Source organism: Rhizobium sp. FY34 (assembly GCF_005222845.1).
GTDB lineage: Bacteria > Pseudomonadota > Alphaproteobacteria > Rhizobiales > Rhizobiaceae > Neorhizobium.
The window spans coordinates 40,000-56,088 of record NZ_STFZ01000012.1 but is presented as its reverse complement, the minus strand read 5'-3'; the positions used below and the strand labels follow the sequence as shown (position 1 = coordinate 56,088).

At 60.5% G+C, this 16,089-nt stretch carries 10 protein-coding genes; 6 read left to right on the top strand and 4 right to left on the bottom strand.

Annotation, left to right across the window (positions count from 1 at the left end; genetic code table 11):
* Positions 1–88: 88 nt before the first annotated feature.
* The 4 genes from leuD to E8M77_RS10160 all read left to right on the top strand — a co-directional run bounded on the left by leuD (position 89) and on the right by E8M77_RS10160 (position 4,388).
* Positions 89–694 carry a 3-isopropylmalate dehydratase small subunit gene (leuD, locus tag E8M77_RS10175; protein WP_137130528.1) on the top strand — a complete coding sequence of 202 codons (606 nt, stop codon included), beginning with the start codon at positions 89–91 and terminating at the stop codon, positions 692–694.
* A gap of 162 nt (positions 695–856) precedes the next feature.
* A complete protein-coding gene (gene leuB / locus E8M77_RS10170) occupies positions 857–1,966 on the top strand; it encodes a 3-isopropylmalate dehydrogenase (protein WP_137130527.1) in 1,110 nt (369 codons plus the stop codon).
* 389 nt (positions 1,967–2,355) lie between these two features.
* Positions 2,356–3,390 carry an aspartate-semialdehyde dehydrogenase gene (locus tag E8M77_RS10165; RefSeq protein WP_137130588.1) on the top strand — a complete coding sequence of 345 codons (1,035 nt, stop codon included), beginning with the start codon at positions 2,356–2,358 and terminating at the stop codon, positions 3,388–3,390.
* A 221-nt stretch (positions 3,391–3,611) separates the two neighbouring features.
* Complete coding sequence (locus E8M77_RS10160; RefSeq protein WP_246659212.1) at positions 3,612–4,388, top strand: lytic transglycosylase domain-containing protein; 777 nt, start codon at positions 3,612–3,614, stop codon at positions 4,386–4,388.
* 22 nt (positions 4,389–4,410) lie between these two features.
* Here the strand turns inward: E8M77_RS10160 and E8M77_RS10155 are convergent, their stop codons facing one another.
* Complete coding sequence (locus E8M77_RS10155) at positions 4,411–5,052, bottom strand: carbonic anhydrase (RefSeq protein ID WP_137130525.1); 642 nt, start codon at positions 5,050–5,052, stop codon at positions 4,411–4,413.
* Positions 5,053–5,121: 69 nt separating this feature from the next.
* Entirely contained in the window at positions 5,122–5,994 is an 873-nt protein-coding gene (gene pdxY / locus E8M77_RS10150; protein WP_137130524.1) for a pyridoxal kinase PdxY, read from the bottom strand.
* 173 nt (positions 5,995–6,167) lie between these two features.
* Between pdxY and E8M77_RS10145 the strand changes: the two genes are divergently transcribed.
* Both E8M77_RS10145 and E8M77_RS10140 read left to right on the top strand, forming a co-directional pair.
* Positions 6,168–10,916, top strand: coding sequence for an NAD-glutamate dehydrogenase (locus E8M77_RS10145; protein ID WP_137130523.1), 4,749 nt, complete (start codon positions 6,168–6,170; stop codon positions 10,914–10,916).
* Between the two features lie 32 nt (positions 10,917–10,948).
* Positions 10,949–12,337 (top strand): MFS transporter, encoded by a 1,389-nt coding sequence (locus E8M77_RS10140; protein ID WP_246659205.1) that lies wholly within the window; start codon positions 10,949–10,951, stop codon positions 12,335–12,337.
* Between the two features lie 230 nt (positions 12,338–12,567).
* On the opposite strand, the gene purH is transcribed toward E8M77_RS10140, so the two are convergent.
* Positions 12,568–14,184, bottom strand: coding sequence for a bifunctional phosphoribosylaminoimidazolecarboxamide formyltransferase/IMP cyclohydrolase (purH, locus tag E8M77_RS10135; protein WP_137130522.1), 1,617 nt, complete (start codon positions 14,182–14,184; stop codon positions 12,568–12,570).
* A 112-nt stretch (positions 14,185–14,296) separates the two neighbouring features.
* The gene (locus E8M77_RS10130) at positions 14,297–15,985 is read right to left on the bottom strand and encodes a heparinase II/III family protein (protein ID WP_137130521.1); all 1,689 of its coding nucleotides are present in this window, start codon (positions 15,983–15,985) and stop codon (positions 14,297–14,299) included.
* Positions 15,986–16,089: the final 104 nt, after the last annotated feature.

Below are 16,089 nucleotides of genomic sequence, written 5' to 3'. Positions count from 1 at the left end.
CGTACCGTTTGCGTGTAAACTGGCCTTCAAATTCCCCGCAATATGGTCTATTGCAGCCTCCGCATAACCAGTCTCGCGGAGGCAGATCATGGATAAATTCGTCAAGCTTACCGGCGTTGCAGCGCCGCTTCCCGTCGTCAACATCGACACGGACATGATCATTCCGAAGGATTACCTGAAGACGATCAAGCGCACCGGTCTCGGAAAAGGCCTTTTCGCTGAAGCCCGTTACTTTGAAGACGGCACGCTGAATACCGATTTCGTGCTGAATAAGCCCGCCTATCAGGACGCCAAGATCCTGGTTGCCGGTGATAATTTCGGCTGCGGCTCCTCGCGCGAGCACGCGCCTTGGGCGCTTCTCGATTTCGGCATTCGCTGCGTGATCTCCACCTCGTTTGCCGACATCTTCTACAATAACTGTTTCAAGAACGGCATCCTGCCGATCGTCGTGTCCCAGGATGATCTCGACAAGCTGATGGACGATGCGTCGCGCGGCTCGAATGCCGTCTTGACCATTGATCTGGAAGCCCAGGAAATTTCCGGCCCCGATGGCGGCAAGATCACCTTCGACATCGATCCGGCGCGCAAGCACATCATGCTGGAAGGGCTGGATGACATTGCCACCACGCTGAAAAGCGATGGTGCAATCGCATCGTTCGAAAACAAGATGCAGACCGAGCGCCCCTGGCTTTGATGGGCGCCGGCAGCAGGGTCTGCGGCGGCTTCCGACAAGGTTTAAGACTCTGGGAACACTCTGCTGCCCGTCCTGCGGCAGGCACGGACGGGATTGGGAGGAGACGCGCGGCGCATGTGCCGTGCAGATGGACGCCTGCCGAACATTTTAAGGACACGCAACATGTCTCATTCACTTTTCCTTCTGCCTGGTGATGGTATCGGCCCCGAGGCCATGGCCGAGGTCGTGAAGATCATCGACCATATGAACAGCGCCATGGGCGCCGATTTCGTCACCGATACCGGTCTTGTTGGCGGCTGCGCCTACGATGCGCATGGCGCAGCCATTTCCGAAGGCGACATGGCCAAGGCCATGAATGCCGATGCCGTGCTGTTTGGCGCCGTCGGCGGCCCGAAATGGGATGCCGTACCCTATGACGTGCGCCCGGAAGCCGGTCTTCTGCGCCTGCGCAAGGACCTGCAGCTGTTTGCCAATCTGCGCCCGGCCATCTGCTATCCGGCACTTGCCGACGCTTCCTCGCTGAAAGCCGAACTGGTCGAAGGCCTTGATATCCTCATCGTGCGCGAACTCACCGGCGGCGTCTATTTCGGCGAACCGAAGACGATCACCGATCTGGGCAATGGCCAGAAGCGCGCCGTCGATACGCAGGTCTATGATACCTACGAGATCGAGCGCATTGCCGGCGTTGCCTTCGAACTGGCGCGCACCCGCAAGAATGCTGTCTGCTCCATGGAAAAGCGCAATGTCATGAAGTCGGGCGTTTTGTGGAACCAGGTCGTTACCGAGATCCACAAGGCGAAATATTCCGATGTGAAGCTCGACCACATGCTGGCAGATGCCGGCGGCATGCAGCTCGTGCGGGCGCCCAAGCAGTTCGACGTCATCGTCACCGACAATCTGTTCGGCGACATGCTGTCGGATGTGGCGGCCATGCTCACCGGATCGCTCGGCATGCTGCCGTCTGCCTCGCTTGGTGCACCGGATGCCAAGACCGGAAAGCGCAAGGCGCTCTATGAACCCGTGCATGGCTCGGCGCCGGATATTGCCGGCCAGGGGATTGCCAATCCGATCGCCATGATCGCCTCCTTTGCCATGTGCCTGCGCTACTCGTTCAACATGGTTACGGAAGCCGATCGTCTGGAAAAGGCGATTGCCAATGTGCTCGATAAGGGCATCCGCACTGGCGATATCATGAGCGAGGGGTCAACCCGCGTCGGCACAACGGCAATGGGCGATGCGATCCTTGCCGAATTCAAGGCGCTTTCTGCCTGAAAGCAATGCGCCTGATCGGCTAAGAACTCCATGCCCCGCCCTGGTGCGGGGCATTTTCTTGTCCATCCGGTGCCGGTGCTTTGCGCCAAGTTTCAGCCTCGGAGCTTGACTTGCGCACGAAATCTTCTAAGGACTTGCGCCGAAGGGAAGCAACAATGTATCGCAGCGACTTTTCCAGCGCAGCTCCATTGGGTCCGGCATTCAGTGCTGGAGCGTTTTCCCCTGCACGTGTATCTTCCAAAACCAAGGCCAAAACGACGACGAAAACCGTCTGACGTCTCTGGCCTACCGCTCTCTCCCCGGTTCGGCCGGGGACCAGGAACAGCGCGGCTGCAAAGTCGCTGTTCCCCCTCACAGCCCGAGGAGAGAAGAGAAAGAGAGCAGTAATTATGGGTTTCAAGATTGCAGTCGTCGGCGCGACCGGTAATGTCGGCCGGGAAATGCTGAATATCCTCTCGGAGCGTGGTTTCCCGGCAAGCGAAGTCGTGGCCCTTGCTTCGGCCCGTTCGCAGGGCACCGAAGTCTCCTTCGGCGACAAGGTTCTGAAGGTCTCCAACCTCGAGAATTACGATTTTTCCGACACCGATATCTGCCTGATGTCGGCCGGCGGCACGATTTCTCAGAAGTGGTCGCCGAAGATCGGCGCGCAGGGCTGCGTCGTCATCGATAATTCTTCGGCCTGGCGCTACGATCAGGACGTTCCGCTGATCGTTCCGGAAGTCAATGCCGATGCGATCACCGGCTTTTCCAAGCGCAACATCATTGCCAACCCGAATTGCTCGACCGCACAGCTGGTCGTGGCGCTGAAGCCGCTGCATGATTTTGCCAAGATCAAGCGCGTCGTCGTATCGACCTATCAGTCGGTTTCCGGTGCGGGCAAGGAAGGCATGGACGAGTTGTTCACCCAGACGCGTGCCGTCTTCGTCGCCGATCCGGTCGAATCGAAGAAGTTCACCAAGCGCATCGCCTTCAACGTCATTCCGCATATCGATAGCTTCATGGAAGACGGCTATACGAAGGAAGAGTGGAAGGTTCTGGCCGAAACCAAGAAGATGCTCGATCCGAAGATCAAGGTAACCTGCACGGCCGTGCGCGTTCCCGTCTTCATCGGCCATTCGGAATCGGTCAATATCGAGTTCGAAAACGAGATCACTGCCGACCAGGCTCGCGACATCCTGCGTGAGGCTCCCGGTTGCCTCGTCATCGACAAGCATGAGAACGGCGGCTACATCACCCCGCTCGAATGCGCCGGCGAAGATGCCACCTTCATCTCGCGCATCCGCGAAGACGCAACGGTCGAAAACGGTCTCAATATCTGGGTCGTTTCCGACAATCTGCGCAAGGGCGCTGCCCTCAATGCGATCCAGATTGCCGAGCTTCTCGTCAATCGCGGTCTCATCAAGCCGCGCAGCCAGGCTGCCTGATACCATTTGGTAAACATGATCTTGTAAAAGCCTCGTCCCAAGGACGGGGCTTTTTCCGTGGCAGTTCACGATCTTTTCATAAACGGAAAGGTTGTCGGCATGGGCAAGCGTCGCCATAACCAACAGGCAAACAGAAGTGCGCTTCAATATGCGCCTTCTTAAAAAGGCATGGGATCCGACGAATGTTGAAAACGATACTGGGTGGCGTTGCCGCTGCAGCCATGATGCTCACTGTTAACGTGGCGCACGCTGCCTCTTGCGGCAATGATGCGTCCGGCTTTGAAAACTGGGTTCAGGACTTCAAGCGTCAGGCTCCAGCCAATGGCGTGTCGGCCTCCGTGGTGCAGTCCGCCTTTTCCGGTGTCAGCTATAACCGCCCCACCATCCGCGCCGATCGCGGCCAGAAAAGCTTCAAACTTTCCTTTGACGAATTCATGCAGAAGCGCGGTGGCCCTGCCATCATTTCGCGCGGCAAAAGCATGAAGGCCGCCAATGCGGCGCTGTTCTCTGCCATCGAGCGTCGCTATGGCGTGCCGGCCGGCCCGTTGCTGGCCATCTGGGGCATGGAAACCGGCTTTGGCAGCTTCCTTGGCGATCAGCACACGCTGTCGGCCGTGGCAACGCTTGCCTATGATTGCCGCCGCTCGGCCTTCTTTACCGAGCAGCTTTATGCGGCGCTCCAGCTTGTCGCACGCGGCGATCTCAGCACGTCAGCCAAGGGTGCAGCACATGGCGAAATCGGCCAGACGCAGTTCCTGCCCTTGAACGTTATCCGCTACGGCGCCGATGGCGATGGCGATGGCCATATCGACATGGTGCGCTCGCGCGCCGATGCGCTGGCTTCTACTGCCAATTTTCTCGTCGGCCACGGCTGGCAGCGTGGCGCCGGCTATCAGCCCGGCCAGCCGAATTTCGTGGCCATCCAGGGCTGGAATGCGGCAAGCGTTTATCAGCAGGCGATTGCCTATATCGGCGCGCAGATCGATGGCGCCCGCTGAAGCGGTTCAGATGTAATTGAGGCTATACGGACGGGCGGATGAAATCGCCCGTCTTGCTGTCCATGATCCACAATTCGCCGGTGGAAATATCGAACCAGGCGCCGTGGACATGCATGCGGCCTTTGGATTCAAGGATCTGCACGCAAGGAAATGTGCGCAGGTTGGCGATTGAATTTCGGATCGATACCCGCTCGAGAGCTGTCTGTCGCTCCGACTGAGTCATGATGTCGAGACCGGGGATTTGCTCGGCCGTCGGGCGTAACAGGCCCATCCACTTGCCGATGAAATCGCCAGGCGACAGGGGCTCGTCCATGGGGTCGAGCGCTGCCTGTATGCCGCCGCAGCGACCGTGGCCCATTACCACGATATCGCGAACCTTCAGAACCTGTACCGCATATTCCAATGCTGCAGACGTGGCATGATACTGGCCGTCCGGCTCATAAGGCGGCACGAGATTGGCCACATTACGCACGACAAACAGTTCACCCGGTCCTGAATCGAAGATCGTCTCGGGTGCAGCGCGGCTGTCGCAGCAGGCAACCAGCAGAGTGTGCGGCTTCTGGCCGGTTTCGGCCAGCGTCTTGTAGCGCTCACGCTCACCTGTGTAACGGCCGCTCATGAAATTGTCGTAGCCGGCGAGAAGGGAAAGCGGAAAATCTGTCATAGGCTTTGCTTAGCCCCGTCCTTGCCGAAGATCAACTCCTCCCCACGGTTGCGTGATCATCGCGATTGCTCATCGCCGCTTGGCGCGGGAGGGATGCATCAGATGGCGCAATTGCACCATGGCCATGGGTGTGGAAAGGCTTGATGCATCGGTTTCGAGCGTCAACTCGTCACCGCCGCGCTTGGATGTGCGCGCCAGAACCTCAAAAACGCTGGCAGTGGAAAGTTGCAGCGCCTTTTCCTCCTCCATGCCCGACAGGAGCCTCGCAAGAAACACGGCCGACAGGAGATCGCCAAGCCCGTTCGGGGCATTTTCGATCAGCCGGTGTTCGGCCAGAAGCGCATGGCTGCCGGTGAGATAGAGATTGCCGGTGCCGCCGGCCATCATCGGCACGGCAGAGGTGACCAGCATGCGCGGCGGTCCGAGCGAAAGAGCCGCATCCATCACCGCAGCATTGGTCTCAAGGTCCGCCCCGCATAGCCAGGCAAGCTCGAAGCGGTTCGGCGTTGCCAGTGATGCCAGCGGAATGAGCTCCTCACGGATGGCTTCCGCCGTCTCGAGTGGCACATAGAGCCCGCCTTTGTCGCCCATCACCGGGTCGCAGACATAGAGAAGATCGGGCTTTTGGACCCGCAGCGCAGTGACGAGCCGCGCCACCGACCGTGCCTGCGCCGGGTGGCCGAAATAGCCGCTGAGCACGGCCTTCACTTCGCCGATCCAGGGCGCACGAATAAGATCGTCGATGACGCTGTCGAACTGATCCTGGGGAATGACCACGCGCGTGGACGGCCCGTGTCCGGGATGCCAGGGCAGGATGACGGTGGGCAGCGCCCAGACCGGCAGGCCCAGCGTTTCCAGTGCAAAGACCGCGGCCCGGTTACCTACGGAACCGCGCACCACGTGGCTGGAGATGACGATGACGGCAGTTTGGCTTTCAGACATGGCAAGAACCCGTTTTGGAGTTCTTGAATCGATTTTAAACGCTCCGCTGTCAACAAACCTTATTGATATCTTCAAAAACTTGGCGGAAGGCTTCGAATTAGCCCAGATATCTGGGCAGATTATCAAGAATTCAAATTGATAGTGATGTCCATAACGACGCACGGGAGGGTGGCATGTCCGGTAAGGGTAATCCGAAACGGGAAAAGCAGATCGAACTGGCGCAGGCCGCAATTGCGGAGCGGGGCGGGCCGAAACTGGACCCTGCCATCCTTTTCGGACGTGCCAGCAGCGATGACGTTGCTGCCTATACGCCGGAAATGCTCGCCCTATCAGCCGTACATGCCGGGCTGGAACTGCAGGCCTGGACGGGCGATACGGCGCGCATCAGCATCACTTCCGTAGACGGTGTCGCGCCCAATGACCTGCCGGTCTGCGTGCTCACCGTCATCGACCGCGACATGCCTTTCCTCTTCGATTCAGTCATGGGCGAGGTAACGAGCACCTACCGCGATATATCGCTTGCGGTTCATCCAATCCTGGCCGTGCAGCCGGACAAGACCGCCAGCCTCTATTCTTATGAGCGCAGCCAGGCTGGCGGCCAGCATGTCAGCCTCATCCAGGTGCATATGGCACCGCTGAGCGAGGGCCAGGTGAGCGAACTGATCGAGCGGCTACGCCAGTTGCTCGACCGGGTGCATTCGGTGATCAATGACTGGAAGCCGATGCTCGGCCTGCTTGAATCGGCTATGGCCGAACTGCCGGCCTCCGGTGGCGGCCGGCGCAAAGCAGACCGGGAGGAGGCGCTGGATTTCCTCTCCTGGCTGCGCGACGGCAATTTCATCTTCCTTGGCATGCGCGAATATGTCTATTCCGGCGAAGGCGCCGGTGCGACGGTGGAGCGCGGTCGTGGAACCGGACTTGGCATTCTGTCGGATCCGAATGTGCTGGTGCTGCGCCAGGGCAAGGATGCGGTGACCACCACGCCGGAAATCCTGCAATTCCTGCAGGGGCCGGAATTCCTCATCGTCACCAAGGCCAATGTCAAATCCGTGGTGCATCGCCGCACCTATATGGATTATGTCGGCGTCAAGCGTTTCGGGGCCGATGGCAAGGTCACCGGCGAACTGCGTATCGTCGGCCTGTTTACCGCCACGGCCTATACGCATTCGGTTGCCGATATTCCGCTGCTGCGGGCCAAGGCCGGGCGGGTGGAGGAGCAGTTTGGCTTTGATCCCTTGAGCCATTCCGGCCGAATGCTGAAGAACACGCTGGAATCCTATCCGCGTGATGACCTGTTCCAGATCGACCCGGAACTGCTTGGCCGCTATTGCGAACAGATCATGGAACTGGCGGAACGGCCGCGCGTGCGGGCGCTGGCGCGTATCGACCATTTCGACCGCTTTGTGTCGATCCTCGTCTATGTTCCGCGCGAAAACTACAATTCGGCGGTGCGCGAAAAGATCGGCGCCTATCTCGCCTCAGCCTATCAGGGACATGTCTCGGCCTATTACCCGGCCTTTCCTGAAGGTGGCACGGCACGTGTCCATTTCATCATCGGTCGCCGTGTTGGCAAGACCCCGCGCATTGTGCAATCCAAGCTGGAAGACACGATCCGTGAAATTGCCACACCCTGGCAGGAGCGTTTCGCCGGTCTGGCCGGTCCCGATAGCCCTGCGATCGAAACCAATTTCGCCTTCCAGGAAGCCTTTTCGCCGCAGGACACATTTGCCGATTTGGCCAATATCCTCGCCTGCGCCAAGGGTGATCCCTTGCGCATCTCGCTCTATCAGAGGGCAGTCGAGGGCCGCACAATCCTGGCGCTGAAGATTTTCCATGCGGACGAGCATCTGGCGCTATCGCGCCGCGTGCCGCTTCTGGAAAACCTGGGTTTCCAGGTGGTCAGCGAACGCACCTTCGATCTCGTGCTGACTGCGACCGACAAGCGGATCGTCTTGCACGACATGGAACTTGAACTGCAAGATGGCCGGACGATCGACATGGCGCGCGAGGCGCCGCTGGTGGAACAGGCCTTTCTTTCCGCCTTTGCCGGTTCGGTCGACAATGACAGTTTCAACCGTCTTGTCCTCCTGACGGGCCTGTCGGTGCGCGAAGTCACCGTTCTGCGCGCCTATGCGCGCTATCTGCGCCAGACAGGTATCGTCTATTCGCAGGCCCATATCGCCGATACGCTGGCGCGCTATCCAGACATTAGCCGGCGTATCTTCACGCTGTTCCGCGATGGTTTCGATCCCAAGCTGGGTGATAAGCTGCGCGAGCGCAAGCTGACGGAACACCATCTGGCGCTGGAAGAAGCGCTGACGGCGGTGCCGAACCTCGATGATGACCGCACCTTCCGCCGGTACATCAATGCAGTGGATTCGACCCTGCGCACCAACTATTTCCAGACCGGTGCCGATGGTCAGCCTAAGCCCATGCTAGCCTTCAAGTTCGATCCCAAGCAGTTGGACGGCCTGCCGCAGCCGCGTCCTTTCCGCGAAATCTTCGTCTATGGCACCGAGGTGGAGGGCGTTCACCTGCGCTTCGGCAAGGTGGCGCGTGGCGGCCTTCGCTGGTCGGATCGCGGTGAGGATTACCGAACCGAAGTGCTGGGCCTCGTCAAGGCGCAGCAGGTGAAGAACGCCGTTATAGTGCCCGTTGGTGCCAAGGGCGGCTTCTTCCCGAAGAAGCTTCCTTCGCCTGCCCAGCGCGACGCTTTCTTCAATGCCGGCAAGGATGCCTACAAGGTCTTCATCCGCACGCTTTTGTCGATTACCGATAATATCGTCGCAGGCAAAGTTGTGGGGCCTGCCGATACGCTGCGGCTGGATGGCGATGATCCGTATTTTGTCGTGGCCGCCGACAAGGGCACGGCGACATTTTCCGATACGGCCAATGGGCTGGCGCAGGAGGCAGGCTTCTGGCTGGACGACGCGTTTGCCTCCGGCGGTTCGGCCGGCTACGACCACAAGAAGATGGGCATTACCGCACGCGGCGCCTGGGAGGCGGTCAAGCGCCACTTCCGCGAAATGAATGTGGACATCCAATCGACGCCGTTTAGCGTGGCGGGTGTTGGTGACATGTCCGGTGACGTCTTCGGCAATGGCATGCTTCTGTCGAAGCATATCCGCCTGATTGCCGCCTTCGACCACCGCGATATCATCATCGATCCCAACCCCGACACGAAGAAGACGTTTGCCGAGCGCAATCGGATGTTCAAGTTGGCACGCTCCAGCTGGCAGGATTTCGATCGCTCGATCCTGTCCGATGGCGGCATGATCATTTCACGCACCGAAAAGCTGGTGAAGCTGACACCCCAGGCCAAGGCTGCCATTGCCATCGACAAGGATGTCGCGACCCCCTTCGAGATCATGACGGCGATCCTGAAAAGCCCGGTCGATCTGATGTGGTTCGGCGGCATCGGCACCTATATCAAGGCCAATTCCGAAACCGATGCGGAGGTGGGCGACCGCGCCAATGATCCGATCCGCGTCACGGCTGGCGAAGTGCGCGCCAAGGTGATCGGCGAGGGCGCCAATCTTGGCGTCACCCAGAAGGGCCGCATTGCCTATGCGCTCAATGGCGGCCGCTGCAATTCCGATGCGATCGACAATTCGGCCGGCGTCAATTCGTCCGACGTCGAGGTCAACATCAAGATTGCGCTTAGCCCTGCAATGCTGGATGGCCGCCTGCCGCGTGACAAGCGCGATAAGCTGCTCGCCTCGATGACGGAGGATGTCGGTACGCTCGTTCTTCGCAACAACTATCTGCAATCGCTGGCGATTTCGCTCACCGCCCGGCGCGGACAGCGCAATCGCGAGGATCTGTCACGGCTGATGTCGGCGCTGGAAGCCCGCGGCGAGTTGAACCGCAAGGTGGAAACGCTGCCGGACGATGCGGAACTGGCCGAGCGTTATGCCGGCGGAAAGCCGCTGACACGGCCGGAAGTGGGCGTTCTTCTCTCCTATGCCAAGCTCGTGCTGTTTGATGGGGTGGTGGCAAGCGACCTGCCGGATGATCCCTATTTCGGCCAGGTGCTGACGGCCTATTTCCCGAAATCCATGCAGAAGCCCTATGCCAGTGATATCGCGCATCATCGCCTGCACCGTGAAATCATCGCGACGGTGCTGGTCAATGAGGTGATCAACCGTGGTGGGCCGGGCTTTGCCCAGATGCTGAGCGATATCAGCGGTCGCGGACAGGTGGATGTGGTGAAAGCCGCCTTCATTGCCCGTGATGCCTATGACCTGCCAAAACTCTGGGCCGCCGTCGATGCGCTGGATGGCGAACTGGATGGCGAGGTGCAGAACGATCTCTATGCGCAGATCGGCGAGATCTTTGTCGGTGCAACCATCTTCATCCTGCAGACCGGCATGACCAATGGTCCTGTGCAGGATGCGGTCAGCCGCATCCGCACCGGTATTCGCAGCCTGCGCGCAACCATCGCCAAATCCTCCGTCTCCGAGGATGATCTTCCCGAAGGCGTCTCGGTGGAGCTTGCGGGCGAGTTGGATATCCTGCCCAACCTGGTTCTGGTGCCGGAAATCATGCGGATTTCGGAGCGCAGCGGCGCACCGTTGGCGCGCGCGACGGAGGTTTACTTCCACGCCACCGAGACGTTCCGCATCAACCGTTTCCTGGAAGCGGGCGAACGCTACAGCGCTGCTGATCACTATGAGAACCTGGCGATCATCCGTGGCCTGCAGCAGATTGCGGCGGCGCGGCGCGACCTTGTCACCCATGCCCTGGCCAATCACGGCAAGGACCGCAAGCCGCTGGAAGCCTGGCTTGCCAGCGACCGTCTCCGCCTCAACCGCATCAGCAGCGAACTTCTGGCTCTGAGCGAAGGGGGCGAAACGACGCTTGCCAAGATGATGGTGGCGGCCAGCCTGTTTGCCGACCTTGCCCAGGCCGACATTCGGTGATCCTATAGCCTCCGATCAAAGGGAGGTCTGCCGTGGCAGAGACACACGAGGGGACGGCGCAAAAGGTGCCGTCCCGCGGCATATGGGGCTGGATGCTGTTCGACTGGGCAGCCCAGCCTTTCTTTACGGTGGTCACCACCTTTGTCTTCGGCCCCTATTTCGTGGCGCGCCTGACGCAGGACCCCGTATCGGCCCAGGCCATGTGGAGCAATATGGCGACGGTCTCGTCGATCGTCATTGCGCTTCTGTCGCCAGTGCTCGGTTCGATTGCCGATCAGTCCGGGCCGCGCAAGCCCTGGATCGCCTTCTTTGCCACGATCAAGATCGCATCGCTGGCGATGCTCTGGTTTGCGGCCCCAGGCTCTGCCCTGCTGTGGCCCGTCACCTTCATGATCCTTGCCTCGATTGCGGCGGAATTTTCCATCGTCTTCAATGATTCGATGATGCCGCGCCTTGTGCCGGCGAAAGAGGTGGGCAAGGTGTCGAACACCGCCTGGGGGCTTGGCTATCTCGGCGGCATGATCGTGCTGATCCTGGTTGTCGGCTTCCTGGCCGCCGATCCGAAGACGGGCGTCACGCTACTCGGCCTGCCACCCCTGTTCGGGCTCGATCCGGCGCTTGGCGAAGACGCGCGCATCACCGGTCCGCTGGCGGCAGTCTGGTATTTCATCTTTGTCCTGCCGATGTTCCTCTTCACGCCGGATGCCAAGCGTGGCGAACCCCTCAAGACAGCTGTCGTCTCGGGTGTCCAGCAATTGCGCCATACGCTTGCCGAACTGACAAGCCGGCGCCGGGCGGTGCTGCGGTTTCTGATCGCCCGCATGCTTTACCAGGATGGCGTCAACGGTCTTCTGATCCTTGGCGGTGCTTTTGCCGCCGGCATGTTCGGCTGGGCGACGCTGGAAATGGGCCTGTTCGGCATTCTCATCAATATCGTTGCCATTTTCGGCTGCCTCACCGCCGGGCGCATCGATCGGCTGGCCGGCTCCAAGGTCGTTGTGGTGTTTAGCCTCATCATTCTGCTCATCGCAACCGTCGGCATCGTCTCGACCGGTCCTGGCTATACGCTGTTTGGCGTTTTGCCCTTGTCGCTGGAGGATGGGGGAGGATTGTTCGGCACGGCGGCTGAAAAGGTCTATCTTCTGTTTGGCGCTCTCATCGGCCTTGCCTTCGGGCCGGTGCAGGCCTCGTCGCGGTCTTATCTCGCCCGCAGCGTTCCCCCGGAAGAGGCCGGGCGCTATTTCGGCATCTATGCGCTGTCGGGCCGCGCCACCAGTTTCATGGCGACGCTGTCCTTTTCGGTGGTCACCTATGCGTCTGGTTCGGCGCGGCTTGGTATGGCGGTGCTGATTGTCTTTCTGATGGTCGGCTTCCTGATGCTTTTGAAGACGCCCTATCCGGCGCGTGATCTGGCACGCTGAGGATTCGGTCTGGAGATGGATGAAGACCCCTCCCCACAAGGGGGAGGGGCTACCCCTGCCGCGCCGTTTGCGGCTCATTCTCTACCATCGTTGGAGCGAAGGCCTTTGAGGTTTGCATGGTGACGGTGCCACAGGTCTTCTCCCCCCTTGTGGGGGAGATGGTCGGCAGGCCAGAGGGGGCTTCTTCCGGATGGATGTCCCCTCATGCAAGGTGATAGGCTATGCCCGTCTTAATGGCGGAAGTGCCGCATGCCGGTAAACACCATGGCCACGCCATGTTCATCGGCTGCCGCAATCACCTCTTCGTCGCGCATCGAGCCGCCCGGCTGGATGACGGCGGTGGCGCCGGCGGCAATCATTGACAGAAGCCCGTCGGCAAAGGGCAGGAAGGCTTCCGAGGCAACCGCCGAGCCGTAGGTCATCGGCTGTGCCCAGCCCATGACCTTGGCGGCCTCTTCGGCTTTGAGGCCTGCAATGCGGGCGGAATCGACGCGGCTCATCTGGCCGGCGCCAATGCCGGCGGTCTGGCCATCCTTGGCATAGACTACGGCATTGGATTTCACATGCTTTGCCACCTTGTAGGCAAATTTCATGTCGATCAGTTCCTGCTCGGTCGGCGCACGCTTTGTGACCACCCTGAGGTCAAGATCCTCGACCATGGCATTGTCGCGGGTCTGCACCAGAAGCCCGCCGGACACGGTCTTGGCGGTGAGGCCGCGCGAACGCGGATCGGGCAGAGCGCCAGTGACCAGCAGGCGCAGGTTCTTCTTGGCGGCAATGATCGCCTGTGCCTCGTCGGTGACGGCGGGAGCAATGATGACTTCTGTGAAGACCTTGACGATTTCAGCGGCTGTTTCAGCATCCAGTAGCGTATTGAGCGCCACGATGCCGCCAAAGGCAGAGGTGCTGTCGCAGGCCAGCGCTCGCTTGTAGGCATCCGTCAGCGTCAGGCCGGTAGCCACGCCGCAAGGATTGGCATGCTTGATGATGGCGCAGGCCGGCGCCTTGTCGATGTCGAATTCCGCGACAAGCTCGAAGGCAGCGTCCGTGTCATTGATATTGTTGTAGGAAAGCTGCTTGCCCTGCAGGAGCGTGGCCGTTGCCACGCCCGGACGCTTTTCGCTCGTCAGGTAGAAGCCGGCCGATTGGTGCGGGTTTTCCCCATAGCGCATTTCCTGCAGCAGCGGGCCGCCCAGCGTGCGGTAGCGTGGCATTTCGATATCAAGCGCCTCGGCAAACCAGTTGGAAATCATCGTGTCATAGGCGGCAGTGCGTGCATAGGCGCGCCCGGCAAGCTTCTGGCGGAAGGCGTAAGCCGTCTGGCCCTCGCCGGAACGCAGGGCTTCGATCAGTTGTGGATAGTCCTGCGGATCGGTGACGATCGTCACATAGGCATGGTTTTTGGCGGCAGCGCGGATCATGGCCGGGCCACCGATATCGATGTTCTCGACGGTCGTCGGATAGTCGCCGCCGGCGGCGCGAACCTGCTCGAACGGGTAGAGATTGATGACGGCAAGATCGATGGCGCCGATATTGTGGTCGGCCATGGCCTTCACGTGGTCGGCATCGTCGCGGATGGCCAGCAGGCCGCCATGCACGCCCGGATGCAGGGTCTTTACCCGACCGTCCATGATCTCGGGAAAGCCGGTGACGTCCGAGACGTCGGTGACAGCAAGGCCCGCCTCGTGGATGGCCTTGAACGTGCCGCCGGTGGATAGAAGCTTGACGCCATGTTCGCTGAGCGCGCGCGCCAGTTCGATGATCCCGGTCTTGTCGGAGACGGACAGGAGCGCCGTGCGGATCTTCACTTTGTCGGGGGCGGGGATCATCTTGGAAACGATGGCCATCGGGAACACTCCGTGCGGGTGATGCGCCCTCAACAAGCGGCGGGCGCCTTGGATGCGGGCGCGTTAGCACAGCTTTACGCCGGAGGGAACGGTTCCCGCGCGCCGATTGGTCCTAAACCTGCTGCTTCAGCATCCAGCGCAGGTCGCTCGTCTCGGGAAGCGAGAACTCGATGACCAGTTGTTCGCTGGGGCGGATGCCAGAAACATCGGCAAAGAACACGTCTTCGTCGATCTCCACCACCTGTCCGGGCGCTGAAAACAGCCAGGCTTCGCCATCCGGCGCTTCCATGGAAACCGTCTCATCATCGACGCGCGTCAGGATGATCGAAGGATGGATGTGGAAGCGGGCCGTCGCCTGTACGGTGGCCTGCAGCTTGCCGGGTTCGATATCCGGAGACAGGAAGAAATGGTCGTGTCCCCGGATCTTGTTGCCCTTGGCGGCAAGGCCGATTTCGCGCTGGTGCAGATAGCCGAACGGTTTTGCATAGCCATCATGCGAGGCCTTCAGCCAGTCGTTCCCATAGGCATCGTCCCAGCGCTCCGTTGTCACCGTGGTTACGCCGTCAAGCATCAGCGGGCCGAGAAAGGCGGATTGCTGCACGCGTGCCGAGGATGTTTCACCGAGCGTTACGGTCGAATGCGCGGCCGTTGCGCGCGACAGAAGCCGATAGCTGCGCCCGGAAAATTTCGGCGCACCGGCATTGATGATGAAGCGGCTGCGCCCTGCCGACATCTCGAAGGACAGGCATCCGGCATGGGCATTGCGCGACAGATTGGCGGTTGGTGGCTTGCCGGCATCGACGATGATGGTTGTCTCGCCGGCGGCCAACCGATGGTAATGGCTATGCGGCAGGGCCTTGAACGGCTTTCCGCCGGTTTCGTCATAGCGCAGCACCGACATCAGTTCGGTTGCCGGTGTGGCGCTTGCCCCATTGAACAGCGCAAGGTCGCCATCCTGGTGGCGAAAGAAGCGCAAGGCCGGATAGATGCGGTCGATGGTCGGGATCAGCTTGCCCGGCACGTCATGGCCAAGGTTGATATAGGTCTGGCGCAGCGGCAGCAGATCAAGCAGCAGGTTGAGTGCTGCGCGCGGATTGCGCGATACATGCCCGCCATCGGAGAGGATCTGCGCTTCCAGCTCGCGATCGAGCCTTTGCCCCTCGCGGCGGATCAGCTTGTCGCTCGACGGCATGGCAAGCGAGGCGATGGCAAGAGCGATATGGAGGCGAAGCCTTGCCTCGCCGACCGGCAGGCAGGAGATGGTCTTGCGCAGGTAATGGCGCTGGAAGGCCAGGCATTTCATGAAGCGGCGATAAAAGCCTGCCTCTGCCCCTTGCAGCAGCACCGGCGAATGCGAGAGCCAGGCAATCATCCGCTCGGCCGCCACATGCGGCTCCCAGGCCGGGCCGGATGTCTTGTGCCCATGCAGTTGTATCCAGGAACTGACAATGAAGCGGGCCTGGTTGCGTGCTGCATTCGTGCGCAAAGCCCGCATGTGGCGCAGCCATGCAAAGGAATGCAGGCGCTCGGCAAAGGCACGCGATGGCAAGGAGAGCGCAAAGGGTGATTCGTCGCCAGCCTCGAACAGCCGGCCGGCGAGCGGAAAACGTCCGGCCAGGATTTCTTCTGCAATGAACGGATCGACGGCACGCAGGTCTGTCGGCGCCACGATCAACCGTTCGGGCACGTCCATCGAGATCCGGCAGCGCAGCATGCCAAGGGCCGTCAGCCGGCGGCAGAGGCGCAGCCGCGCCTCCGTCAGTCCCAGAGCCAGTCGTCTTCGGCGCTCAGCGAGCATCATGATAGCGGAAATCCTTAGATCGACCCCTCAAGCGCTGCCCTTCTCCTGAAGGGATGCGCAGTCCATCCTTGATCCCGAATCTGCCTGCTTATGGTGAATAAACT